The 25356-nt window shown below is 69.7% G+C and carries 16 protein-coding genes; 11 read left to right on the top strand and 5 right to left on the bottom strand.

All coding sequences use genetic code 11. From position 1 onward, the window contains the following. Positions 1-114 precede the first annotated feature (114 nt). From ACQEU8_RS09795 to eccE, 3 genes are all read right to left on the bottom strand, one after another. On the bottom strand, positions 115-3780 hold the full coding sequence (locus ACQEU8_RS09795) for an SCO5717 family growth-regulating ATPase (protein ID WP_433098931.1): 3666 nt from the start codon (positions 3778-3780) through the stop codon (positions 115-117). 159 nt (positions 3781-3939) lie between these two features. Further along, complete coding sequence (locus ACQEU8_RS09790) at positions 3940-4644, bottom strand: hypothetical protein (RefSeq protein ID WP_433098929.1); 705 nt, start codon at positions 4642-4644, stop codon at positions 3940-3942. Next, positions 4644-6023 carry a type VII secretion protein EccE gene (gene eccE / locus ACQEU8_RS09785; RefSeq protein ID WP_433098927.1) on the bottom strand — a complete coding sequence of 460 codons (1380 nt, stop codon included), beginning with the start codon at positions 6021-6023 and terminating at the stop codon, positions 4644-4646. Before eccE ends, ACQEU8_RS09790 begins: the two co-directional genes overlap by 1 nt. A 250-nt stretch (positions 6024-6273) precedes the next feature. Between eccE and eccB the strand changes: the two genes are divergently transcribed. The 6 genes from eccB to ACQEU8_RS09755 all read left to right on the top strand — a co-directional run bounded on the left by eccB (position 6274) and on the right by ACQEU8_RS09755 (position 14009). Further along, on the top strand, positions 6274-7782 hold the full coding sequence (gene eccB / locus ACQEU8_RS09780; protein ID WP_433098925.1) for a type VII secretion protein EccB: 1509 nt from the start codon (positions 6274-6276) through the stop codon (positions 7780-7782). A gap of 86 nt (positions 7783-7868) precedes the next feature. After that, complete coding sequence (gene mycP, locus ACQEU8_RS09775; RefSeq protein WP_433102278.1) at positions 7869-9185, top strand: type VII secretion-associated serine protease mycosin; 1317 nt, start codon at positions 7869-7871, stop codon at positions 9183-9185. 239 nt (positions 9186-9424) lie between these two features. Continuing rightward, complete coding sequence (locus ACQEU8_RS09770; protein WP_433098923.1) at positions 9425-9964, top strand: hypothetical protein; 540 nt, start codon at positions 9425-9427, stop codon at positions 9962-9964. Between the two features lie 1926 nt (positions 9965-11890). Next, a complete protein-coding gene (locus ACQEU8_RS09765; RefSeq protein WP_433098921.1) occupies positions 11891-13126 on the top strand; it encodes a S8 family serine peptidase in 1236 nt (411 codons plus the stop codon). Positions 13127-13206: 80 nt separating this feature from the next. Beyond that, positions 13207-13590, top strand: coding sequence for a WXG100 family type VII secretion target (locus ACQEU8_RS09760; protein ID WP_433098919.1), 384 nt, complete (start codon positions 13207-13209; stop codon positions 13588-13590). A gap of 95 nt (positions 13591-13685) precedes the next feature. After that, the gene (locus ACQEU8_RS09755) at positions 13686-14009 is read left to right on the top strand and encodes a WXG100 family type VII secretion target (protein ID WP_433098917.1); all 324 of its coding nucleotides are present in this window, start codon (positions 13686-13688) and stop codon (positions 14007-14009) included. A gap of 101 nt (positions 14010-14110) precedes the next feature. Here the strand turns inward: ACQEU8_RS09755 and ACQEU8_RS09750 are convergent, their stop codons facing one another. Together ACQEU8_RS09750 and eccCa are read right to left on the bottom strand one after the other, a co-directional pair. Further along, positions 14111-14374 carry a DUF397 domain-containing protein gene (locus tag ACQEU8_RS09750; RefSeq protein WP_433098915.1) on the bottom strand — a complete coding sequence of 88 codons (264 nt, stop codon included), beginning with the start codon at positions 14372-14374 and terminating at the stop codon, positions 14111-14113. A 90-nt stretch (positions 14375-14464) separates the two neighbouring features. Then, entirely contained in the window at positions 14465-18436 is a 3972-nt protein-coding gene (eccCa, locus tag ACQEU8_RS09745; protein ID WP_433098913.1) for a type VII secretion protein EccCa, read from the bottom strand. Between the two features lie 221 nt (positions 18437-18657). Between eccCa and eccD the strand changes: the two genes are divergently transcribed. From eccD to dapB, 5 genes are all read left to right on the top strand, one after another. Continuing rightward, on the top strand, positions 18658-20184 hold the full coding sequence (gene eccD / locus ACQEU8_RS09740; protein WP_433098911.1) for a type VII secretion integral membrane protein EccD: 1527 nt from the start codon (positions 18658-18660) through the stop codon (positions 20182-20184). Positions 20185-20277: 93 nt separating this feature from the next. Next, on the top strand, positions 20278-20568 hold the full coding sequence (gene rpsO, locus ACQEU8_RS09735) for a 30S ribosomal protein S15 (protein ID WP_016470189.1): 291 nt from the start codon (positions 20278-20280) through the stop codon (positions 20566-20568). A 341-nt stretch (positions 20569-20909) separates the two neighbouring features. Then, positions 20910-23156 (top strand): polyribonucleotide nucleotidyltransferase, encoded by a 2247-nt coding sequence (locus ACQEU8_RS09730; protein ID WP_433098909.1) that lies wholly within the window; start codon positions 20910-20912, stop codon positions 23154-23156. Beyond that, the gene (locus ACQEU8_RS09725; protein ID WP_433098907.1) at positions 23153-24547 is read left to right on the top strand and encodes a M16 family metallopeptidase; all 1395 of its coding nucleotides are present in this window, start codon (positions 23153-23155) and stop codon (positions 24545-24547) included. The genes ACQEU8_RS09730 and ACQEU8_RS09725 overlap by 4 nt, the downstream gene beginning before the upstream one ends. Positions 24548-24590: 43 nt before the next feature. After that, positions 24591-25343, top strand: a complete 753-nt coding sequence (gene dapB / locus ACQEU8_RS09720; RefSeq protein WP_433098905.1) for a 4-hydroxy-tetrahydrodipicolinate reductase — start codon at positions 24591-24593, stop codon at positions 25341-25343. Positions 25344-25356: the final 13 nt, after the last annotated feature.

Genomic DNA, 25356 nt, shown 5'->3' with positions numbered 1-25356 from the left:
ACGGCGGAGGGGCGGCGGACACTGTCCGCCGCCCCTCCGGCTGTACGAGCACGTAGGGCCACCGCTACGGATTGTCGGCTGTCCGCTGTCGGCTAGACCGTTGTGCTGCTGTCCTTACTGCTGCCAGCCGCTGCCGGGCTGCGGCTGCCCCGGGTGGCCGGGATGCCCTGGGTGTCCGGGCTGCGCGGGGCCGGGGTACCCGTAGCCGCCGCCCGCTCCGTACGGCGGCTGGGGCTGCTGCTGCGCAGGCGGCGGACTGGCAGCTGCGCCGGGGTGTCCAGGCTGAGCGGCCTGTCCCGGTATGCCGCCCTGGCCGGGCATCGGCGGTGCGAGCTGCGGCGGCGGGTTGCCGTCGGCCGTCCACAGACCCTGCTCCTGCTGGGCCCGTGCGAAGTCCTCGGCGACCATCGCGGACAGGTTGAAGTACGCCTCCCGTGTCCGCGGCCGCATCATGTTCAGATCCAGCTCGGCGCCCGCCGACAGGTGCTCGTCGAACGGGACGGTGATCACGCCACGGCACCGGGTCTCGAAGTGCGCCACGATGTCCTCGACCCGGATCATCTTCCCGACCTCGCGCACCCCGGAGATCACCGTGATGCTGCGCTGCACCAGCTCCGAGTAGCCGTGCGCGGCCAGCCAGTCGAGCGTCGTACTGGCGCTGCTCGCACCGTCAACGGACGGCGTGGAGATGATGATGAGCTGGTCGGCGAGGTCCAGGACGCCGCGCATCGCGGAGTAGAGCAGGCCCGTCCCCGAGTCCGTCAGGATGATCGGGTACTGCCTGCCCAGTACGTCGATCACGCGGCGGTAGTCGTCGTCGTTGAACGTCGTCGAGATCGCCGGGTCGACATCGTTGGCCAGGATCTCCAGCCCGGACGACGCCTGGGAGGTGAACCGGCGGATGTCCATGTAGCTGTTGAGGTACGGGATCGCCGAGACCAGGTCCCGGATGGTGGCGCCGGTCTCGCGCCGCACCCGGCGGCCGAGCGTGCCCGCGTCCGGGTTGGCGTCGATGGCGATCACCTTGTCCTGCCGCTCGCTGGCGAGCGTCGAGCCCAGTGCGGTGGTGGTCGTCGTCTTCCCGACCCCGCCCTTGAGGCTGATGACGGCGATCCGGTAGCAGGACAGCACCGGCGTACGGATCACTTCCAGCTTGCGCTGCCGCTCGGCCTCCTCCTTCTTGGCGCCGAACTTGAAGCGAGAGCTCTTGCCCGACTGGGGACGCGGCTTCTTCTTGTTGTTGATCAGCCGGTCCGAGGACAGCTCAACTGCCGCCGTATAACCCAGCGGTGAGCCCGACTGGTCCACCCGACGCGGGTCCACAGCACCGGGGTGCGGTTGCAACGGCTGCTGTGACTGGGCGGGTGGCTGGTTCTGGGCGGGCTGTTGGGCGTGGGCCGGGGGCTGTTGTGCTTGCGCGGGCTGCTGCGCCTGTGCGGGTGGCTGAGCCTGCGATGGTGTCGGGGCCTGGGGCAGCTGAGCCTGGGGTTGCTGCGGTTGGCCCTGGTACGGGGCAGAGGCGGGTAGCTGTCCCTGCCCGGGGGTCTGGGCCTGTGGGAGCTGCCCCTGTTGCGGCTGCCGCCCCTGCTGGAGGGCGTCGGGCTGGTGTCGGCCGGCGTGCGGTTGCGGGGTGTGTTGGGCGGGGAGCCCGCCCGGGGCAGCCTGCTGCTGTCCGTGCGGGGGCTGCTGTCCGTGCGGCGGCACCGGCTGGTCCCGTCCGGGCTGGTACTGCTGCCCGGGCTGGGCCTGGCCGGGTACTGGGTGACCTGGCTGCTGCTGCGCGGGCGGCATCCCGGCGCCGGCCTGGGGCTGTTGCTGCCCTGCCTGCGGGTAGCCATAGCGGCTCTGCGGCGCCTGCTGGCCGGGCTGCTGTCCCTGCGCCTGCTGCGCCTGCTGTGAGGGCTGTGCCTGTTGCGGAATCTGCGGCGCCTGTGGGGCCTGCGGTGCCTGCTGGTGCTGCGGGTTCTGGTTCTGGCCCTGGCTCTGGCTCTGCGGAGTGTGGGGCTGCTGCGGCGCGTGTGGTGCCGCGGGCAGCGCCTGGGTGGCCGGCGGCTGTGCTGGTGCCTGTCCCTGGTCACGGCTCTCATCGCGGCCCTGCTGCTGTGCCGGGATCCTGCCCTCCCCGGCACCCTGCCCCGGCTCCTGGCCATGCCCCTGAGGGGCCGTACCCGGCCATGCGGCGCCGGACGACGGTGTGGTCGCAGCGGGCTGGAAGTCCGGCGGCAGCGGGGGCAGTTCCTGCCCACTCCCTGCGGTGCTGCCGCTGCCCTCGCTGGCCGCGGCTGCCCACGGGGGCGCGTCCTGCGGCGGAGTGGGGGAGAGGGGATGGGGCGGCACCGCGTCCTGCGGCTCCGCGTCCCGGGGCTCCACCGGCGCCTGCGCGGGCGGAGCCTCGGCGTACCGGCGCTCGCTGGAGGGGGCGTCCAGGCCGAAGTCGTACGTGGCGGGGATCGCATCCCGCGGCTCAGGCGCTTCAGCCGGTCCCGCCGGTTCCGTACGACTGTCCGCGCGATCGCCGTCCTCTGCGTCCGACGCGGCCGGGGCGTCCGCAACCCGTCCAGGAGTCACCCCATCTGCCGGGCGGTCCACCGGCTCGGCCGACGAGCGGTCCGTGTCTCGCTCGTCGTCGCCCTCCTGCTGCGCGTTCGCGGCGGCTGCGTCGCTCTCGCGCTCCTCCTGCGCGGCGTACGCGGCGATCTCGCGGCGCAACGCGGCTGCGGAGAACCGCATGGTGGCGCCGTCCTCGGCACCGCCTGAAACCGGCGGCTCCTCCGGGACGTCCGAGGCCACTGGTGTCATGTCCGAGGCCTCCGGCGCTTCCGATGCTGTCGGTTCCGGCGTCGCCTCCACCGACTCCGGCTCCACGGATTCCGGCTCCGCCGACTCCAGCTTCACCGACTCCCGCTCCGGCCGGGACTCCGACTCGGACTCGGCCACAGACGGCGCTCGCCAGCTCGGCGAGGCGGCACCCTGAGGCGTCTTCTCGTCTCCGCCCCCGCCGACTTCGTACCGGCCGTCTTCGCGTTCGTATCCGCCGTCCTCGTGCCGGTCGTCCGACGGGGCCGCGTCCGCACCGAAGGAGTCGGGTCCGAGGTCGTCGGCCGCGCCGGTCACCGGCTTGCTGTCCGGCTCGCTGTTCAACTCCTCGTACGGCGCGGCGGAAGTTTCCACCTCGGCCGGGGCATTCACGTCCACCGGCGCGTCCACATCGGTCGACGCGGTCGCGAAATCGGTCGACGTGGCCGCGAACTGCTGCTCCCGCTCGTCCCCGTAGCCCCCCGATTCCGGCGCTCCCGCTGCCTCTTCCGTTTCCTCTGCCCGCTGCTCGCTGAACGGCTTCAGCGAGGGGAAGGCGGGCAGGTCGGTCGACGGGGCGTCGCTCTCGGACGATCCGGAGCTACCGGACGACCCGGCGGCTTCAGGGGACTCGTACGCGGGCCGCGGCGGGACGTCCGCCGCCGAGGGGACCGAAGGAGCCGACGGAGCCGGTGAACTCGCCCACCAGTCATCGTTGTTGGTCCGTGCAGCACCGAAGTCCGAACCGGCTGCCGAGTGGCTTTCCTGTCCCGGTCCTGACGTCGGCGCGGGCGCGCTCGCGGGCGGCGCCTCCTGGGGCTCCGGCCTGCTGGCCGCATCCTGCGTGTACCAGGCAGGCGGCGTGTAGTCGATGGTGAACTGGCCCGTCGACTCCGTCTCGCTCTCGGCATCCGCTTCCGCGTCGAGCTGGTCGGAGCCGGGCATGGTCCCGCGGACGCGGATCTCGTCCCGGTCGCTGCTCACAATGCCTCCTGCTGTGGTCATTCACCCCGGTTTGCCGCGCGTCCGCCCACGCGCGTAAGTCCAGCCTAATCATCGCAACTGTCACTCGGGCAGGGCGGTCCTGCGACGGCGGCCGGTTCAGCTCCGGCGACCGGCGTTGCTCCGGTTCCCCAGCCGGCGTCAGTCCAGCCGTCGCGGCGTCCCCAGCAGCCCCGACTCCGCGTCGGTCGGCTGGGTGAGCGCGTACTGCCTCTCCCGCCGGGTGCACCACAGCGTGACACCGTCGCCCAGGGTGGAGAGTGCCTCCACCTCCTGGGGCGGCAGTTGCATGATGCGCCCTATCTGCTGCGCCTCGTCCGGCGAGACCCGCTGGACACCGACCAGTGCCGCGCCGCGCAGCAGCCGGGGAGCGACCGGGCTCAGATACGGCAGCAGCGTCAGCACCGACTGCCACGGCATCGAGGCGACCCGGCCCCGCGGAGGCCGCATTCCGCAGTCCCGGATGACCAGCACCGGACTGCTGACCGTGGGCCCCATCGGCGGCACGCGGCCCACGTCGTAGAGCGTGATGCACTCCTGCCCGGCGCCCGCCGCCTGCACCAGGGTCGTCCACGCCTGGGCCCGGCCTGTCTCCACCGCGACCCGCGTCCCCGTTCCGGCCAGTCGCAGCGCCAGCACCTGGGCCGTCCACAGGCCGCCGATGAGCACCACGTCGTACGACGTCGGATGGTGGAAGCCGATCACCTGCGGACGGCCCTCCGCGTCGTTCCCGACCACCACACCGTCGTCCCCGATGGGCAGCGACAGCGCGCCCAAGTGGTCGGCGGGCACGGCGTGTTCCGTACGCCGCGGGCCCAGCAGCCCCTGTGTGTAGCGGCTCGCCATCAGCGCACACCCCCCAGCGGCAGCGTCGCGAGAGCGCCCGGCAGCTGCTCCCGGTCCAGCCGCACCAGCCCGACCCGCGCCGAGCGTGCGGACCGCTCCAGTTGCCGCCGGGCAGCCGCCAGCTCGTTGTCCGAACGGCCCGTCAGGCGCACATGGCCGCTGACCGTGACCGCGCTACGCCGCGTCGAGCGGCCCAGCGTCAGGCTGAACGTCGTCGTGAGCGTCGGCGCGGAGGTCAGCAGCGCGACCAGGCGCGGCAGCGGCGTCGCTGCGCGCCCCAACTCGGGCCAGCGGCCGATGCCGTACGAACTGTGCCACCGGTCGTCGCACCGCCAGGCGCGCGAGGTCTCGGCAGTGCGCCGCGCGGGAGTGGCGTCCGGCCGGCTCGCCCTGGCCGTGGCCGCCGGGCTCACACAGGCCGAGGTGGCCACCGCGGATATCAGCTCCTGCTCGTTGAGCACCGTCGCCACGAATCCGGCGCCGGTTACCCGGCTGGCCAGATGGTCGGCGGCGCGCACCAGACAGCGCTGTGCGCCCTCCAGTCCGCCCCCGCGGGCCTTGACCGCCTCAGGGCACAGCTCCGGGTCGAACTTCAGCGCCACCCAGGTCAGCCGCAGCGCAGGCGACCCCGTCTGCTCCTGCAGCGGCCCGTAACTGCGCCGTGCCACCGCCTGCTCCGGCAGATGGGGCGCGGGCGCCGGCTGCACGTGCTGCACCACCTGGACGGACTCCAGCGCGATGCCGTCCACATCCAGCGCATCGTGCATCAGCTCCAGCGGCAGGGCCCGTGCCCCGAAAGCCGGGCGCAGCGCGCTGGGCGCTGCCTCTATCCGCACCAGAGCCGTCAGGAACGTACCGTCGCCCAGCATCCCTATGGTGCGCCGCTTCTTGTCGAGGTAGGCGTACGTACGCAGCGCGGGAGCGCACTCCACCAGCGGGAGGAAGCTGGCGTCGACCCGCTCCCCCTCCTCGTCCAGCACCATGGCGGGTGTCAGCGGCTGGGCCGCGGTGCGCCTGCGGGCCCGCAGCGCCAGCAGGGTGCTGAACCAGTCGTGGACCGAGCGCTGGTGCCTGCGCATCACCGCCAGCGTTACCAGCGCGGCGGCGACCACCACGGCGGGCACCAGCATCAGCCGGTCGACGGCGGCCGCGATCAACAGCACCGCGGCGGCCAACTCCAGCAGCACCAGCTGTTGCAACTGGAGCGGCCCCAGACGGCTGGTGCGCGACTCGGTGCGCAGCGTCGTCGAGGCGGGGACCCGGGGCCTGGGCTGGGACGACCGGGCTGCGGGCGCGGCGGCTCCCGGGCGCCGGGACGCACCCGGCCCAGAGCGCCCCGTGGTGCCGGCCGCACCCCGCGCGCGCGTCGCAGATCCCATCCGAGAAGGCCCCCTCATGTCCGAATTCGCCCCACTCGTCGAGGGCGTTGGGCGGGCGATCACGATACCGGAGCGGCACAAGGCGATCCCCAACCGGCATAGTAGGGGCCCGGTCCGACAATCGGCAGCGCTCGCGAGCGTCGCGCGGACCGGTGAGCGGTACCGTTCCGGACCGGCCGGGGCCGTCAGGGCCCGTCAGGACCGGACGGTGCGGGGGACAGCAGGGACTTCAGGGGAGCGTCTTTCACTCATGGCATCACGGCGCGACGAGCTCAATGCCTATACCTTCGCGAAGAAGCGGTTGGTGGCGGCGTTTCTCCAGCCGTCACCGACAGGCACCGAGGAGGGTGCCCCCCGCCCGTTGCGCGGCATTCTGCCCGGCATTGTCGTCGGCGTGCTGATCCTCGTCGGGTTCGGCGCCTGGGGCATGTTCAAGCCGAAGGCTCCCGAAGGCTGGGACACCCCCGAGGAAAAGGTCATCATCGGCTCCGAGTCCACCACCCGCTACGTGGTGCTCAAGACCAACGGCAAGGCCCAGCTCCACCCGGTGCTCAATCTCGCCTCCGCCAAACTGCTGCTCGATCCCGGCAAGGGCGAGGTCATCAAGGTCGACGAGAAGATCCTCGACAAGGGCGACATCCCGCACGGCGCCACCCTCGGCATCCCCTACGCGCCCGACCGGCTCCCCGAGGGCCAGGAGGCGGGCCAGAAGAAGCGCTGGGCGGTCTGCGAGCGGCCCAGCCAGGGCGATCGCGCCGTCCAGAAGGCTGCCTTCGTACTGGCCGATCGCGACAAGGACAAGGTCGAGGGTGAGAACCGGCTGCGCGGCGGTGACCTCGCCTACGTCCAGGGCCCCGACGACCGGCTGTACGTCGTCGACAAGTCCGGCTGGAAGTACCGCCTGGCGGAGGACGAGACACTGCTGCGCGTCCTGGTGGGCGATCGCAAGCCCCAGCGCGTCTCACGGGAATGGCTGGCAACGCTGCACACCGGCCAGCGCATCTCCTTCCCCCAGGTCCCCGGACGGGTCGGCACGGACGCTGGAGTCCCCGGACTCGACCCGAACACCAACCAGGTCGGCACCGTGATCCAGTCGACCTCCGGCAACCACATGCAGCACTACGTCGTTCTGTCCGGCAAGGTCCTGCGGATCACCGACTTCATGGCGCAACTGCTGCTCTCCTCCAAACAGCTGCTGCCGCTGAACCAGGACGGCGAGGCCATCAAGGTCAACGCCAGCGCCTTCTCCCCGTCCGGCTCGTTCGGCTACTCCCTCAAGTGGCCCCGGGAGCGCGGCGGCGTCGTCAACTCCGTCAGCGCCGGCCGCGACGTCGCCTGCAACGTACTGCGCAAGGTCGATGGCAAGAGCGGTGCCACCACGCTCAGCACCTGGGTGGGCGACAAGTTCCCCGAGCAGCTCCCCGCAGGCACTTCCAGCGCCTACGTCACCCCCGGAACCGGCCAGCTCTTCCGCCAGTTCAAGGGCCGCAGCCCCCGCTCCGGCGGCGTCTTCCTGGTGACCGACACCGGGCTGCGCTACGCGATGCAGAACAACACCGACAGCGAGCAGGGCGACTCGGGCATCGGCAGGGACGGCAAGAAGTCCCAGCAGGAGCAGCAGTCCGAGGGACAGAACGCGCAGCGCAGGCTCGGCTACGAGAACGTCAAGCCCGCTCCCATCCCGGCCGAATGGGCCGCGTTCCTGCCGACAGGGCCGCGCCTGTCCACCGGCGACGCGCAACAGCCGCAGGGCTCCTGAGGGGGGTGACGACGATGCGCAGCAGTACGAACACAACGGTGCGCAGCAGTACGAAGGCGACGATGCGCAGCAGTGCGACGGCGACGATGCGCAGCAGTGCGAAGACGGCGCCCAACGGCAGCACGCGGCGCCGCACCACCGGACCGCGTGGTCTGCGCCGCCTGGCGGCGACCGCCGCCGCGACGGCCGTGACCGCCTCCACCCTGACAGTCACCGTCGCCCCGCCCGCCGCCGCGGACGTCAGCACCCAGTGCAGCTTCCCCGCCAAGCCGTACGAGGGCCGCCCGTGGTCGTTGCAGAGGGTCCTCCTCAACGAGCTGTGGAAGGACACCAACCAGGGCGCCGGTGTCCGGGTCGCCGTGATCGACACCGGTGTCGACATCGCGAACAAGCAGCTCACGGACGCCGTCGACGCCAAAGCCGGCAAGAACCTGCTCCCCAAGAAGCCGAAGAAGGACGAGACGGGCGCCGCCACCCCCCGTGGAAAGGCCAACGGCACCACGGACGAAGTCGGCCACGGCACCAAGGTCGCGGGCATCATCGCCGCCCGCCCGGCCGAGAACACCGGCTTCGTCGGGCTCGCGCCCAAGGCGACGATCATCCCGATCAAGCAGAACGACGCCAACGGCAGCGGCACGGCTGCCAGCCTCGCCGACTCCATCGACTACGCGGTGAAAGCCGGCGCGGACATCATCAACATCTCCCAGGACACCGCCGAGGCCCTGAAACCGGACTCCTCGCTCGAACTCGCCGTACAGCGCGCTGTCCAGGAGGACGTCGTCGTCGTCGCCTCCGCCGGCAACGACGGACTGGGCGGCAAGGACAAGAAGACCTACCCCGCCTCCTACCCCGGCGTCCTCGCGGTCGCCTCCTCCGACCGCAACAACGAGCGCGCCCCCTTCTCCCAGGCGGGTGACTTCGTGGACGTGGCAGCCCCCGGCGTCGACATGGTCTCCACCGTCCCCAAGGGCGGCCACTGCATCGACAACGGCACCAGCTTCTCCGCCCCCTACGTGGCGGGCGTCGCGGCACTCCTCCGCGCGAAGCACAACAAGGGCCCCGGCAGGTGGTCCCAGCAGAACATCGTCGCCCAGATCGAGCAGACCGCGGAGCGCTCGATCCCCGGCCACGACCGCCTCGTCGGCTGGGGCGTCGTCGACCCGGTGGCCGCCCTGACCGAGGACGACAAACGCATCGATCGCCCCGTGGCCGAAGAAGGCGTCGAAACAGGCGAAAAACCGACACCGGCCAAACTTCAGCTGGGAGAAACCGAGCAAGAACGGAACGAGAGGCTCGGAACCTACGTCCTTGTGGGAGGCGGCACCCTCGTGGCGGTGGTGGCAGGCACCTCGCTCGTCTACCGCGACTGGCGCCGCCGCAAGCACCCGAAGGCAAGCCGCTGACGGCCTCCCGTCGGGTTCACCGACGGGTCGGTGTCAGTGCCCGTTGGTAGAAAAGAGGTATGTGCCAGCAGGCGTGTCACACGTTACGGTCCTGCTACGAGCAACTGTCAGCAGCCAATTTGCAGTTGGGATCGACCGGGTCCAGCTACTACAGTGACCTGAGCGCTGTTCGACGCGACCACGTCAAGCACCGAGACCGTCGAGCAAGCGCCTGAAGGCGGGGCAGAAGGGGGGAGCCCATGGGGCAGTTGGGGCCGGACGGCAAGGAGACACCACCACCAGTCCTGCCGGCGAAATCGTCGCCGCACTCCAAGGGAGACCTGGAGCGGCGCGTGGAAGCGCTGAAGAAGCTGAAGAAGCGCATCGACGGGGTCATCACGCAGTTGGACGGGTCCCCTGGGGCGAAGCAGAACATTGCCGCCAAACGCCTCACTAGGAATGCTCTCAGCGGCGCGGGTGCCCTCTTCTTCGAAGCCGACGACCTCTTCACCAAATACAACGAGGTGCACGACACCCTCACCACTCTTTCGCAGAATCTCCGGGATCAGATCGACGCGATGAGCATCGCCGTCAAGTTCGCCGACGGAGGCTTCGATGCGGTGGAAGACGAAGAGAAGCGCCGGTTCTGGGAGATCTACAACAAGACGGCGGCCCTCGAAGAGAAGGCGAAGCAGCACGGCAAGGGCCAGCACGGCGACGGGGACAAAGGTCACCACAAGGGTGACGACGAGCCCAAGGGTGGAAAGCCCAAGGGCGACGCTGACAAGACCGGTTTCTGACTGCTTGCTCTCACCCGGGAACAGGAGGATGCATGGGTGGCAAAGGCGACGACAAGAACGAGTCGCTTGACCCGTATTCCGGGAAGGGCTATTCGGCTGACGAGATGCCGAACGACGCCTCCGTCCCGATGGAGTACAACCCTCTCTGGCAGCCGGACCAGAACCCCCTGCTCCCATATTCGGCCGGCGCTCCCCTGTTGCTCGCGCCCAACATCCCCAAGAGCCCTGTCACGCCCTTCGACAGCTACCGACTCAACCAGCTGGTGGATCTGGTCGAGGACTCCGTCCCCCAGGACCTGGAGGACGTCGGGGAAGCTCTGTGGGACGCAGCCCGCGCCATCAAGTCGGCCGAGAGGGAGTTGAAGACTCACTTCGACGAGGCCGAGGCCTCCTGGGAGGGAGAAGCGAAGAAGGCCTTCCATGACTGGGGAAAGGATCTTCGCAAGAACACCCTGAAGCTCAGCGAGTACGCGGCCACGGTCGGTTCGCACCTCAAGGGTGCCGGCATCGGCCTGGCCATGGTCAAGGCCTCGATGCCGAAGCGGGACCCGGGCGACGACAAGGCCGCGCAGAAGGGCGGCAAGGGTCTCCCTCCCCACGTCGCCCCCGACATCGTCGACAAATCCACGCCGGAAGGCCGTAAGCGGGAGAAGCACCGCCAAGAGGCCATCACCCAGATGACCAAGCTGGGCTCCTATTACCAGGTGGCGCTCCAGCACATCCAGACGGCGGAGAAAGACAAGCCGGTGTTCTCCGCGGTCCCGGATGTGGGGATGCCGCCGGCGCCCCAGAGCCCGATCGACCCTTCCAGTGGAGGTGCCGGTCAGGGTGCTGGCCCGGAGTCGGCAGCAGTAGCCCCCCATGCAGTTGGAAGCCCTTCCTCCGGAGGGCCCGCTCACTCGACACCGGCTTATGTGCCCGCCAACGACGGCGCGATCGGCAGGGCCGAGTCCACCCCGAACCCCGCTCTCCCCCCGGACCCTGTCCGTCCGGGCACGTCTGTTGCTACGGACCTCGACAGTGCCCCACCTGCTCCTGTCGTGCAGCCGGTGGACCCTGGCACCCCGCCTCACATGCCTCCGACGGCCCAGCCCGGCCTGCCGCCTGGCGGCCCACCGCCCAGCCCTGGCCCTGTCGTTGTCCCGCCGGGGCCCAGTCGGCTGGTGCCCGGCTCCGGACCACCTCGGCCCGTCGTGCCGCCGCCGACCACGGCTAGCACCGGCCCGCAGCGCCCGTTCGTACCGCCGCCCCCGATGGGGCGTACCGGACCGACGGGGCCGAACGGTCCTGTCGCGCCCCCCGGAAGGCCAGGCCCTGTCGTCGGCCCGGGGGTCCCTGGACCGACAGGCCAGCAAGCCGGTAACAACGCAAACCGCGGACTCGGGCGCCCCGGAATGATGGGCGTTCCCCCAGTCACCACCGGGCCGACCACCGGGGGGCGCGGAACGAACTCCACCGCCCGGGCTGTCCAACGCGGCGGAATTGTGGGCGGTACTCCCAGTCAGCCTGTATCCGGCTCGAAAGCGTCGGGTTCGCGGGTGCCGCGGGGCACGGTCATCGATGGACAGGGCTCGACGGCCGCTCAGCGCCCAACGGGCGCGGTCCCACCGGTCAGTGGTTTGGGCGCAAGAGGAGCAACCGGCACTGGCGGCGGAGAAGGCCCTTCCGGTCGCAAGGCAGTAACCAACCGGGATGGCATCGTCGGGGAGCCTCGCAACGGCGCTTCAGAGCAGGAGCGTGGCTCGGCCGGTTTCATCCCCGGAGGCGGAGGGCTGGTCGTCGGCGGACAGGTTCCCCCTTCCTCTCAGCGCGAGAAGCGCGAGCGTAGGCGTCGCCCGGACTACCTGACGGAAGGCAGGCAGAACGAGTCGGCTGAGCGGCGTGGCAGTGTACCGCCGGTAATCGAGTAATCCAGTGAGAGCGACCATGACGGCAGTTCCTCGAAAGCAACAAACAAAGCGCCGTCTCCTCACCGGATTTGCGGCAGTCGGAGCCTGGACGGCCTGCCTGGTCGGGCTGGCTCCGGCTGCACACGCGGATGGCGTTCAGTCCCAGCAGTGGCATCTGAAGGCCATGCAGGCCGAGAAGGTGTGGAAAGTGAGCACCGGTAAGGGAATCAAGGTGGCTGTCATCGACACCGGGGTCGATCCGTCCACTCAGTCACTCCGAGGCCGCGTGCTTCCAGGGAAGGACGTCTCCGGCGCTCCGGGCGACGAAACGCGGGATGACGTCGGCCATGGGACGACGATGGCCGAACTCATCGCAGGCTCCGGAAAAGACGGAACCCTGAAGGGGCTCGCACCAGGCGCAAAGATCATCCCGATCCGGACCAGTTTGAAAGGCGTGAAAGGCGCCGACATGACGAAGGAGCATCTCGGGGAAGCCATCAAGGCGGCTGCTGACAGCGACGCACGGATCATCAGCATGTCTGTCGGAGGGGCTCCCCATCCTGCCGTCAAGGAGGCGGTGGAGTATGCGGCGAAGAAGGGAAAGCTCCTGTTGGCCGGCACGGGGAATGACGCGAAGAAGGGTAATCGCGTCAACTACCCTGCTGCTTACCCCGATGTCGCGGGCGTAGCGGGTGTCGACAAGAACGGCAAGGTCGCTGACTATTCCACCCACGGCGACCAGACAATCCTTTCCGGTCCGGCAGTAGGTCTTCCCGGATGGTGCGACGGGAAGAAGGAGAGGTACTGCACCAAGGGCGGCACCAGCGCCGCCACCGCCATCGCCTCGGCCTCCGCAGCCCTGATCTGGTCGCATCACCGGGACTGGACGGCGAACCAGGTTCTCCGCGTGCTGATGAAGACGGGAGACCTGGCAGACCGACCCAGCAAGTACGTCGGCTACGGAGCCGTCCGCCCCCGCATCAATCTCCTGGAGAACAAGGGCGATCCCGGCGATCCGGACATCAGTCCGCTCACCGGCGAGCGGACGCTGCACACCAAGTCGAAGTCATCGTCGAAGTCGTCGAGCTCGGACGCCAAGGGCGAGGGCAAAGAAGACTCGAACAAAGAGGCTGCCCCTGGTCAGGCAAAGGTGGCAGACTCGAAGTCCGAGAAGAAGGACGGTGGTTGGCTCCTGCCCGCCACCGGCATCGCGGCAGGAGTCGTCGTCCTCGCCGGGTGTGGCTTCGCTGTCGTACGTATGAGGCGGAACTAGGCAAGTGACGGCGGGCGTCATAGTCGTAGACGAAAGCGGCGATATGACGAAGTTCAGAACTCACGAAGGGGACGAGGGTCATGGCGGACCAGAAACTCGATGATGCGTCACTCCGGAAGAAGGAGGAGTGGCTCGTAGCGAAGATCGGCAACATCAACGGGCAGGTCAAGGGACTTCAGGGTGTCATCGACTCGATCGAGACGCACTGGAGGGGCATTGGTGCTGGTGCCTTCAACGCGAAGCAGACCCAGATCAACAACCACATGGCCTCGCTGAACCGGTTGCTGGCCTACTTCCTCGAGGGTATCGAGGCCGCCCGCAAGGCGTCCGGGCTCAACGAAGACGACATCGCGCAAGCCCTTCGCGGTATCGACGTGGCCGACAACAGCAGCGGATACGGTGTGGGTCCAGGGGGACAGCCCGGCTCCAAGCTCGACATGTACTCGGCTCCACCGTCGAACTGAGGCATAGCTCAAGGGTCTTTCAACCGCTCGTGAGATGAGGCGCCGCGTCGGCGGTTTTCACGGACGGTACAAAATCATCTCAGGGAGGAAGGGTAATGCCGAACCCGAACACGTACGAGGAAGGGCTGAAGGTAAGTTATGCCAGCCTGGATGCTGCGGCTGATGCCATCGACAAGCAGGCGAAGAACCTGAAGGGCGACCTCGACGAGATCGAGCGGGAGGTCAGGGAGATCTCCGCGGTGTGGGAGGGCGAGGCGAAGACTGCCTACCAGGCGACGATGAAGAAGTGGGAAGCGGAGGTCTCCGCTGTTCATCTCAACCTGATGCAGATCGCCCAGGCCGTGCGTCTGAGCAAGGACGGCTACCAGGCGACAGACATGAAGTCTGCCAAGTGGTTCCAGGATCAGGGCAGGATCTGACGCCCAAAATCAGGGTCAGAATCCGTCACACACTGAGGGTGGGTTTCCGCGGAAACCCACCCTCAGTGTTTTCTCAACCGCGCGGACACAGCGCGGAGCGACTATTGCTGCGGTCGGCCCCCATTGTGCGGCATCGGCTCCAGATCGAACTCCCCGTCCCGCGCCCCCAATACAAACGCCTCCCACTCCGCCGCCGTGTACCGCAGCACCACGTCCGGCTCTTTCGAGTTGCGCATGGCGACGGCGCCGCCGGGGAGGTGGGCGATCTCGACGCGTTCGTCCTCGGGGCTGCCGGGGGCGCTCTCCCATACCGCGTCGGAGATGTCCATGGCGTACAGCTCTTCCTTTTCCTGCTGAGTACCCACAGCAGTTCTCCTTTCTCCGGCCTCCGGCTTCGGAGTGTCAGCCTACGTGGACGCGGCGCAACCATGCACCGCGTCCGGTGAGCAGGCCGCTCAGCTCTCGTCCGGCATCCAACCCAACTGCACCAGCGGCGTTCCCCGTTTGCGGGAGACGAAGAAGCCGCGGCCGGGGGGCATGGGCCGGGGGCGGACGTTGCCGAGCAGATCGCCTTCGTTGGGGTCGCCGGAGAGGACGACGCCCTGGGCGCCGAGCTCCTTGATACGGGTCATGAAGGACTCGAACATCGACCGAGAGGCGCCGGCGGAGCTGCGGGCGATGAGGAAGCGGACACCCACATCGCGGGAGAAGGGGAGGTGCTCGGTCAGGACGGCCAGCGGGTTGCCGCTGGAGGTGGCGACCAGCTCGTAGTCGTCGACGACGATGAAGATCTGCGGGCCCGTCCACCAGCTGCGGTCACGCAACTGCTGCGGCGTGACATCGGAGGACGGAGCGCGCCGGTCCATCAGATCGCGGAGCGCGTTCATATGCGTCTCCATCGTGTTGGACATCGGCGCGTACTCCAGCAGATGGCTGTCCGGGATGGCGCCGAGCAGCGAGCGCCGGTAGTCGCCGACGACGATCTTCGCCTCGTCGCCCGAGTACCGCTCGGTGATCTGCTTGACGAGCAGCCGCAGCAGCGCGGTCTTGCCGGACTCGCTCTCACCGAAGACGAGGAAGAACGGGTCGGTCTCGAAGTCGACGAAGACCGGCTCCAGATTGTTCTCGTCGATGGCGAAGGCGACGCCTCGTTCGGGGTGCGCGCCGCCTCCGGGAAGGCGGGCGGCCGGGAGCTCGCGGGGCAGCAGCCGCACCTGCGGCGCGCGGTCGCCGCGCCAGTGGGTGCTGACGGTGTTGCACATCTCGGCGCCGGCGTCGGCGAGTTCGTCGTCGGAGCCGATGCCGTCGATGCGCGGAACGCCGGCCATGAAGTGCAGCGCGTCCATCGTCTGGCCGCGTCCGGGCACGCCCGGCGGGACGTTCGCGGCGACCTTGCGGTTGAACTCGGAGTCCATGGTGTCGCCGAGCCGCAGCTCCAGCCGGTTCATCAGCAGGTCCTTCAGAGCCGCCCGCACCTCCATGTTGCGGGAGGCGGTGATGGCCAGGTGGACGCCGTAGCCCAGACCGCGGGCCGCGATGTCGTTGACGATGTCGCCCAGGCCCTCGTAGTCGTTGCGGAAGTTGCCCCAGCCGTCGATGACGAGGAAGACGTCGCCCCACGGCTGGTCGGTGATCTCACCGCGGGCGCGCCGCCTGCGGTAGGTCGAGATGGAGTCGATGTTGTTGGCGCGGAAGTACTCCTCGCGGCGGTTGAGGATGCCGTAGACCTCGGCGACCGTACGGCGTACCCGTTCGGGATCGAGGCGGGAGGCGATGCCGCCCACATGCGGGAGTCCGGCGATGGACGACATGCCGCCACCACCGAAGTCGAGCCCGTAGAACTGCACTTCCGCAGGGGTGTGGGTGAGAGCGAACGACGAGATCAGGGTCCGCATCAGGGTGGACTTGCCGGACTGCGGGCCGCCGACGACCAGCATGTGGCCGGCGGCGCCGGAGAAGTCCAGGTACAGCGGGTCGCGGCGCTGCTCGAACGGCTTGTCCACCAGTCCGACCGGGACGACCAGCTGCCCTTGCCGCGGGTAGTCGGCGGCGGTCAGGCCGCGGCCCTCCACGGGAGACAGCGGCGGCAGCAACTCGTCCAGCGGCGAGGCGCTGTCCAGCGGGGGCAGCCACACCTGGTGGGCCGGTGTGCCCTGGCCCTCCAGGCGCCGTACGACCACGTCCAGCACGGTGTCGGCGAGTGCGTCGTCGTCGGGGTTGGTGGTGGGCTGTGCGGGGACGGGCGCGGCGTCCGGGTCGGGCTGCTGCACCGGCACCTCGGCGGCGGTGAACAGGACGGGGCGCCGGTTGGGGGCCAGCGGTCCGGCCCGCATGTCGTCGCTGCCCGCGCGGTAGACGCCGGAGACGTAGGCGGCCTTGAAGCGGGTCATCTCGTCGGTGCCGAACTTGAGGTAACCGGAGCCGGGCACCGAGGGCAGGTGGTAGGCGTCGGGGACGCCCAGCGCGGCACGGGACTCGGCGGCGGAGAAAGTCCGCAGACCGACCCGGTAGGAGAGATAGGTCTCCAGGCCGCGCAGCCGGCCTTCCTCCAGCCGCTGCGAGGCCAGCAGCAGATGCACACCCAGCGAGCGGCCGATCCGGCCGATCTGGATGAACATGTCGATGAAGTCGGGCTTGGCGGTGAGCAGCTCGCTGAACTCGTCGATGACCAGGACGAGCGACGGGATGGGGGAGAGCGGGGCGCCGGCGGCGCGGGCCTTCTCGTAGTCGTGGATGTTGGCGTAGTTGCCCGCGTCGCGCAGCATCTCCTGGCGCCGGTTGAGCTCGCCGCGGATCGAGTCGCCCATCCGGTCCACGAGGGTCAGATCGTCCGCGAGGTTGGTGATCACCGCGGCGACGTGCGGCATCTGCGCCATACCGGCGAAGGTCGCACCGCCCTTGAAGTCCGCGAGAACGAAGTTCAGCGTCTCCGAGGAGTGGGTGACCGCCAGGCCCAGCACCAGGGTGCGCAGCAACTCCGACTTACCGGAACCGGTCGCGCCCACGCATAGCCCGTGCGGCCCCATACCGTCCTGCGCGGCCTCCTTGAGGTCGAGCATCACCGGCTGGCCGTCCTCGCCCACACCGATCGGCACCCTGAGCCGCTCGGCCTGCGAGCGCGGCCGCCAGGTGCGGGAGACGTCGACCGCGGCGGCGTCGCCCAGGTTGAGCAGGTCGGTGAACTCCAGCTTGGCCAGCAGCGGTTCGTCACCGTCGTCACCGGAACCGACCCGCAGCGGCGCGAGCTGCCGCGCCACCGCCTCGGCCGCCTCGTAGGAGAGCGTGTCCGGGGTGCCCTCGTAGACCATGCCGGGGCCCGATTCGAGGCGCAGGCTGCGCGGGTTGACGACGACCGACAGGCCGCCGCGTGCCACATCGACGTCGCCGGGGACGATTTCGACGATGGTGACGCCCTGCAAGCCCTCCGGTGCGGCCAGCAGCGAGTTGGGCAGCACAGAGGTGCCGTCCAGCACGACGACTATGTGCGGCTGTTCCATCACCGGGTCGGCGGCGCCGTTGAACCGCGGCCGCCCCTCCAGCCGGGCGGCCAGCAGCTCCTCCAACTCGAGGGTGTTGCCGACGATCAGCCGCCGTGCCCCCGCACCGTCGGCCAGGTCCTTGGCCTGGGCGTGCGGCAGCCACTTGGCCCAGTCCCAGGCGGGGTAGGACTCGCGGGTCGCGGCGACGGCGATGACCAGGTCCTCGGGGGAGTGCATCGCGGCGAGCGAGCACAGCAGGGCGCGGGCCTCGGCGTACACCGAGTCGGGGTCGCCGCTGACGGTCACGTGGTAGAAGGCGCGCAGCGACACGGCCATGGGCAGCCCGTCGATGGTGGCGTGGGTGTTGATGAACTGGTGCATCGCGCCGACCGTCAGCGGCTCCAGCTCGTCGACCGGCGCCGTTTCCGGACTGATCAACGGGGTGGCCAGCTGCTGTACGCCGAGGCCGACGCGGACCTGCCCGAAGTCCTCGTCCGAGGGGCGCCGCTCCCACACCCTGCTGCCCTCGGCCACCAGGGACCACAGTTGGTCGGGCGCGGGGTGCAGATAGAACTGGGCGTCGCGCTGCTTGAGCGCCGTCTTGCGGACCGTGCGCCGGGTCTGTGCCAGGTACTTGAGGTAGTCGCGCCGCGTCTGCGCCATCTCGCCCTGGGTGCCCCGGCGCATCCGGACCACCATGGCGATGACCATGGCGAGCGTCGAGAACAGCATCAGGACACCCATGATCTTCATCATCGGGTGGGAGTTCATACCGGGCATGAGGAAGTACACGCTGGACCCGCCCATGCCGAGCATCGGCAGAACCTGCATCCACATGCCCTCCTGCTGGCCCTTGGGCAGCTCGGGCGGTGGCTCCAGCCGGAGCTCCTCGGCGGGCACATCGGGAGGCAACGCCCTCGGCGGACGCTTGACGACGATCTGGGTCACTCGCGCACCAATTTCCCTTGCGTTCCCTTAAGTTCCCTGTGTCCCTGGTGCGGAAGGGACGTTCGGTACCGTCACCCGTGGCGACGGCCCCTCCTGGACGGTCCCCCTCCGTGGCTGGCGATCCTAGTGGCACAGTGAGTTGACCGGGAGCGGTAGGGTGTCGCGCGCTGCCGCCATGACTGCGGCAGCTGCCCAGCAGGCTCTTCGAGGGGGACACACAGGTGAGTACGACGGCTTCCGCCGCGGCCACCGGATCCGGCGGGCAGCCGGGATCCGGCGGTGCCCGAGGTGCGGCCGGTCCGTCCGGCCGGGCGGCCGGGTCGGCCCTGGACACCGGCTTCAGCCGGGTGACCATCGTCGCGCCCGACAGCCGGATCGACGTCGCGCTCCCGGAGGACATCCCGGTCGCCGATCTGTACCCGGAGATCCTGCGGCTCTCCGGCCAGAGCCCCGCCGAGGGCGCCCCCGTCGGCTATCACCTGGTGCGCCGCGACGGCACGGTGCTGGACAGCTCCCGCTCGTTCGCGGCCCAGCGCATCCTCGACGGCGAGGTGCTCAGCCTGCGCCCGTTCGCCGAGTCGCTGCCGCCCGCCGTCTTCGACGACGTCTCCGACGCGGTGGCCTCCGCCGTCACCCGCGACCGCAGGCTGTGGGGCGACGACATGCTGCGCGCCGCCGGGCTGATCGGCGGCGGTGTGCTGCTGTCGCTGATGGCCGTCGTGCTGTGGTTCTCCGACCCGGCCGGGCACGACATGCACGGACTGGCGGGCATCCTGGCGGGCGTCACCGGTGTGCTGCTGCTGGCGCTGTCCGCCGTACGGGCGCGCGTCTACGACGACCGGCCCACAGCCGTCACGCTCGGACTGGCGGCCATGCCGCATCTGATGGTGGCGGGCAGCGGCCTGCTGCCCCTGGAGGACGGGGTGGGCGTCGGCAGGCTCCAGTTCCTGCTCGGCTGTGTGGCCGTGCTGCTGGGCTCCGCCATCCTGATCGCGCTCACCCCGAACGGGGACGGCCCGTTCGTCGCCGCCGCCTTCACCGCGACCATCGGCACCCTGATCACCTTCATCGCGATCGTGTCCGACCTGCCCCCGGTGGATACGGCCGCCATCTGCGCGCCCGTCGCCGTCGGCCTGCTCGCCTTCCTGCCGGGACTCTCGACCCGCTTCGCGCGGCTGCCCATCGGCTTCGAGGCCACCCGCACCCGGATGAGCGACTACGACGCCGACCCGGACGCCACACCGGAGACCCATGGGCCGATCGACGCCGAACGGATCGCGGCGCAGGCACGGCGCGGCCACGAGCTGCTGGTCGGCCTGGTCGGCGGCTGCGCGGCCGTGGTCGTCGTCTCGGCGGCGGTGCTCAGCTTCTCCGCCTCCGGCTGGGGACAGCTGCTCACCCTCGCGACGGGCATCGCGATGCTGCTGCGCGCCCGCCTCTTCCGCTACACCTCACAGGTCAGCAGCTCCCTGGTCGCCGGTCTCGCGGCACTGCTGCTGCTGGGCGCCGGCCTGGCGGGGGACTTCCCGTCCGGCGGGGACGCGCTGCGCACCGTATGGCTGAGCGCCGCGCTGGCCCTGACCGCGATGCTGGCCGTCGCCATCGGTCTGGCCGTTCCGAACAAGGGCGTGACCCCCTTCTGGGGCCGGTTCCTGGAGATCCTGGAGACATTCGTCCTGCTCACGCTGGTGCCGCTGTGCCTGGCGGTGATGAACGTCTACTCGGCGGCCCGCAGTCTCACCAGCTAGCCACTGATACCCTGTACCAGCCTCCCGAGTATCGAAGACTCCCCTGTGAAGAAGACCAGGGGCGCTCGGCGGCCAGAAACCCGAGGAGTACGAGTGTCGTCTCTCGACGCCGCGACGAAGAAGCAGATCATCTCCGAGTTCGCCACCAAGGAGGGTGACACCGGCTCCCCCGAGGTCCAGGTGGCGCTGCTCTCGCGTCGCATCAGCGACCTGACCGAGCATCTGAAGACCCACAAGCACGACCACCACTCGCGCCGTGGCCTGCTGCTGCTGGTCGGCCAGCGTCGCCGCCTGCTGCAGTACCTCGCCAAGAAGGACATCCAGCGCTTCCGAGCGCTTGTCGAGCGCCTCGGCATCCGCCGCGGCGCGGCGGGCGCCCGCTAGTACGTGACGAAGGGAGCGGTTCCCGGACCCGGGGGCCGCTCCCTTCGCCGTATCGCAGTACGGCCGCTCGCCGTATCGCAGTACGACGCATCTCGCGGAACGTCGAAGCTTTGTAGTCTTGTCACGCGAGACAGAACCGCGAGACAAAGCAGTAAGCACAACCGACAGCAGAGACAAGGAGCGCGCCCGAGACGCCGGTCCTCGGTAGTGGCCCCCGGACCCGTGGAAACCCCGCGGAGGCACCGGGAGCTTCGATCGAAGACCGGCCCGCACCGGGAGCGCTCCTGAGTACACAGTCCGCCGCAGACCGAGCAGCGGACGCAGACGAGGAGATTTTCCTGGTGGAGAACGAGACCCACTACGCCGAGGCCGTCATCGACAACGGCTCCTTCGGCACCCGCACCATCCGCTTCGAGACCGGCCGGCTGGCCAAGCAGGCCGCCGGTTCGGCCGTGGCCTACCTGGACGACGACACCATGGTGCTGTCGGCCACCACCGCCTCGAAGCAGCCCAAGGAACAGCTGGACTTCTTCCCCCTGACGGTCGACGTCGAGGAGCGGATGTACTCGGCCGGCAAGATTCCCGGCTCCTTCTTCCGGCGTGAGGGGCGGCCCTCCGAGGACGCGATCCTCACCTGCCGCCTGATCGACCGGCCGCTGCGCCCCTCCTTCAAGAAGGGCCTGCGCAACGAGATCCAGATCGTCGAGACGATCATGGCGCTCAACCCCGACCACCTCTACGACGTGGTCGCGATCAACGCCGCGTCCTGTTCCACGCAGCTGGCGGGCCTGCCCTTCTCCGGCCCGATCGGTGGCACCCGTGTCGCCCTGATCAACGGCCAGTGGGTTGCTTTCCCGACCCACACCGAGCTGGAGGACGCCGTCTTCGACATGGTCGTCGCCGGCCGCGTGCTGCCCGACGGCGACGTGGCTGTGATGATGGTCGAGGCCGAGGCCACCGAGAAGACCGTCGAGCTGATCAAGGGCGGCGCCGAGGCTCCGACCGAGGAGGTCGTGGCCGCCGGTCTGGAGGCCGCGAAGCCCTTCATCAAGGTGCTGTGCAAGGCGCAGGCCGACCTCGCCGCCAAGGCCGCCAAGCCCACCGGCGAGTTCCCGATCTTCCTGGACTACCAGGACGACGTCCTGGAGGCCCTCACCGAGGCCGTCCGCGACGAGCTCGCCCAGGCGCTGACCATCGCGGGCAAGCAGGAGCGCGAGACCGAGCTGGACCGCGTCAAGGCGCTGGCAGCCGAGAAGCTGCTCCCGCAGTTCGAGGGCCGCGAGAAGGAGATCTCCGCGGCCTACCGGTCGCTGACCAAGACCCTGGTGCGCGAGCGCGTCATCAAGGAGAAGAAGCGCATCGACGGCCGCGGCGTCACGGACATCCGTACGCTGGCCGCCGAGGTCGAGGCCATCCCGCGGGTGCACGGCTCGGCGCTGTTCGAGCGCGGCGAGACCCAGATCCTGGGCGTCACCACGCTGAACATGCTCCGCATGGAGCAGCAGCTGGACACCCTCTCGCCGGTGACCCGCAAGCGCTACATGCACAACTACAACTTCCCGCCCTACTCCACCGGTGAGACGGGCCGCGTCGGCTCGCCCAAGCGCCGCGAGATCGGACACGGCGCGCTGGCCGAGCGCGCACTGGTGCCGGTGCTGCCGACCCGCGAGGAGTTCCCGTACGCGATCCGGCAGGTCTCCGAGGCGCTGGGCTCCAACGGCTCGACGTCCATGGGTTCGGTCTGCGCCTCCACGATGTCGCTGCTGAACGCCGGTGTGCCGCTGAAGGCCCCGGTCGCCGGTATCGCCATGGGTCTGATCTCCCAGGAGATCGAGGGTGAGACGCACTATGTGACGCTGACCGACATCCTCGGCGCCGAGGACGCGTTCGGTGACATGGACTTCAAGGTCGCCGGCACCAAGCAGTTCGTCACCGCGCTCCAGCTCGACACCAAGCTGGACGGCATCCCGGCCTCCGTGCTGGCCGCGGCCCTCAAGCAGGCCCGCGACGCCCGTCTGCACATCCTGGACGTCATGACGGAGGCCATCGACACCCCGGACGAGATGTCCCCGAACGCGCCGCGGATCATCACCGTGAAGATCCCGGTGGACAAGATCGGTGAGGTCATCGGCCCCAAGGGCAAGATGATCAACCAGATCCAGGAGGACACCGGCGCCGACATCACCATCGAGGACGACGGCACCATCTACATCGGTGCCGCCGACGGCCCGGCCGCCGAGGCAGCCCGCGCCACCATCAACGGCATCGCCAACCCGACGATGCCCGAGGTCGGCGAGCGCTACCTGGGCACCGTCGTCAAGACGACCACCTTCGGCGCCTTCGTCTCGCTGCTGCCCGGCAAGGACGGTCTGCTGCACATCTCGCAGATCCGCAAGCTGGCCGGCGGCAAGCGAGTGGAGAACGTCGAGGACGTCGTCGGCGTGGGCCAGAAGGTCCAGGTCGAGATCGCCGAGATCGACCAGCGCGGCAAGCTCTCGCTGATCCCCGTCCTGGACGAGACCGAGTCCGACAGCGGCGAAGCGGCCGAGGCCGGCTCCGACGAGTCCGAGGACGAGACCGCGAAGTGACGCGTACGTTCCGTACGACGGCCCGCCCCGCCATCCCGGCAGGGCGGGCCGTCGCCCGTACCAAGACCCGCACCGAGACGCTGATCGAGGGGAAGAACGGCGCGGGCACCGTCCGCAAGAGCGTGCTCCCCGGCGGGCTCCGGGTGATCACCGAGACCCTGCCGACGGTCCGCTCCGCGACGTTCGGCATCTGGGCGCACGTCGGTTCCCGCGACGAGACGCCCGCGCTGGGCGGCGCCACGCACTATCTGGAGCATCTGCTCTTCAAGGGCACCGAGCGGCGCAGCGCGCTGGAGATCTCCGCGGCGCTGGACGCGGTGGGCGGCGAGATGAACGCGTTCACCACCAAGGAGTTCACCTGCTACTACGCGCGGGTGCTGGACGCCGATCTGCCGCTGGCCATCGACGTCGTCTCCGACATGCTCACCAGCTCCGTCATCGACCCGGCCGAGGTGGAGTCCGAGCGCGGCGTCATCCTCGAAGAGATCGCGATGACGGAGGACGACGCGGGCGACTGCGTCCACGATCTGTTCGCGCACACCATGTTCGGCGACACCCCGCTGGGCCGCCCCGTGCTGGGCACCGTCGACACCGTCAACGCGCTCACCCGCGACCAGGTGGCCCGCTTCTACAAGAAGCACTACGACCCCACCCGGCTGGTGGTCGCAGCCGCCGGAAACCTCTCCCACACCACGGTCGTCAACCAGGTCCGGGCGGCGTTCGAGAGGGCGGGAGCCCTCGACCGGACCGCGGGAGTCGACCCGGTCGGACCCCGCTCGGGCAACCGCGCCCTGCGCACCAGTGGCCGCGTCGACTTCCTCGACCGGCCCACCGAGCAGGCGCATCTGGTGCTCGGCATGCCCGGCGTCTCCCGGCACGACGAGCGCCGCTGGCCGCTCGCGGTTCTCAGCACCGCGCTCGGCGGCGGCATGAGCTCCCGGCTCTTCCAGGAGATCCGCGAGCGGCGCGGCCTGGCCTACAGCACCTACGCCTACACCTCCGGTTACGCCGACTGCGGCCTGTTCGGCGTCTATGTGGGCTGCCGTCCCAGCCAGGTGCCCGACGTGCTCAAGATCTGCCGCGAGGAGCTCGACAGCGTCGCGCGGCACGGACTGAGCGACGACGAGGTTCGCCGCGCCGTCGGCCAGCTCTCCGGCTCCACGGTGCTCGGTCTGGAGGACACCGGAGCGCTGATGCACCGCGTCGGCAAGAGCGAACTCTGCTGGGGCGAGCAGATGTCCACGGACGACATGCTCGCCAAGATCTCCGCGGTCACCCCCGACGACATCCGCGAGGTCGCCCGCGAGGTACTGGACCGGCGCCCCTCGGTGGCTGCCATCGGACGGCTCACCGACCGCCAGACCGCCCATCTGCACGAGGCCGTGGCCTGACGGGCCGACGGCCCCTCCCTCTCACACGTAAGGAACGAGCACAATGAGCAAGCTGCGGGTAGCCGTCCTCGGCGCGAAGGGCCGGATGGGCTCCGAGGCCGTACGGGCCGTCGAGGGCGCCGACGACATGGAACTGGTCGCGGCCCTCGGCAGCGGCGACCCGCTCAGCAAGCTGACCGAGGCGGGCGCTCAGGTCGCCGTCGACCTGACCCGCCCGGACGCCGTCCTGGGCAACCTGGAGTTCTGCCTGGCCAACGGCATCCACGCCGTCGTCGGCACCACCGGCTGGACGGACGAGCGGCTGGCGACCGTACGCGCCCAGCTCGCCGATTCGCCCGGCACCGGTGTGCTCATCGCCCCCAACTTCGGCATCGGCGCCGTGCTGACGATGCGCTTCGCGCAGCAGGCTGCCCGCTTCTTCGAGTCCGTCGAGGTCGTCGAGCTGCACCACCCCGGCAAGGTCGACGCCCCCAGCGGCACCGCCGTCCGTACCGCGCAGCTCATCGCCGAGGCCCGCGAGGCAGCCGAGCTGCCCGCCCAGCCGGACGCCACCAGCACGTCACTGGAGGGCGCCCGCGGCGCCGACGTGGACGGCGTTCCCGTGCACGCCGTACGGCTGCGTGGCCTGGTCGCGCACCAGGAGGTCCTCTTCGGCGACGAGGCCGAGACCCTCACCATCCGCCACGACTCCCTGCACCGCAGCTCGTTCATGCCTGGCGTGCTGCTGGGCGTACGCAAGGTGCCCGGCACCCCGGGCCTCACTTTCGGGCTCGAACACTTCCTCGACCTGGACTGACCGCACCGACGGA

Source organism: Streptomyces sp. CA-250714 (assembly GCF_050936705.1).
GTDB lineage: Bacteria > Actinomycetota > Actinomycetes > Streptomycetales > Streptomycetaceae > Streptomyces.
This window is presented reverse-complemented; position numbering and strand designations above follow the sequence as displayed.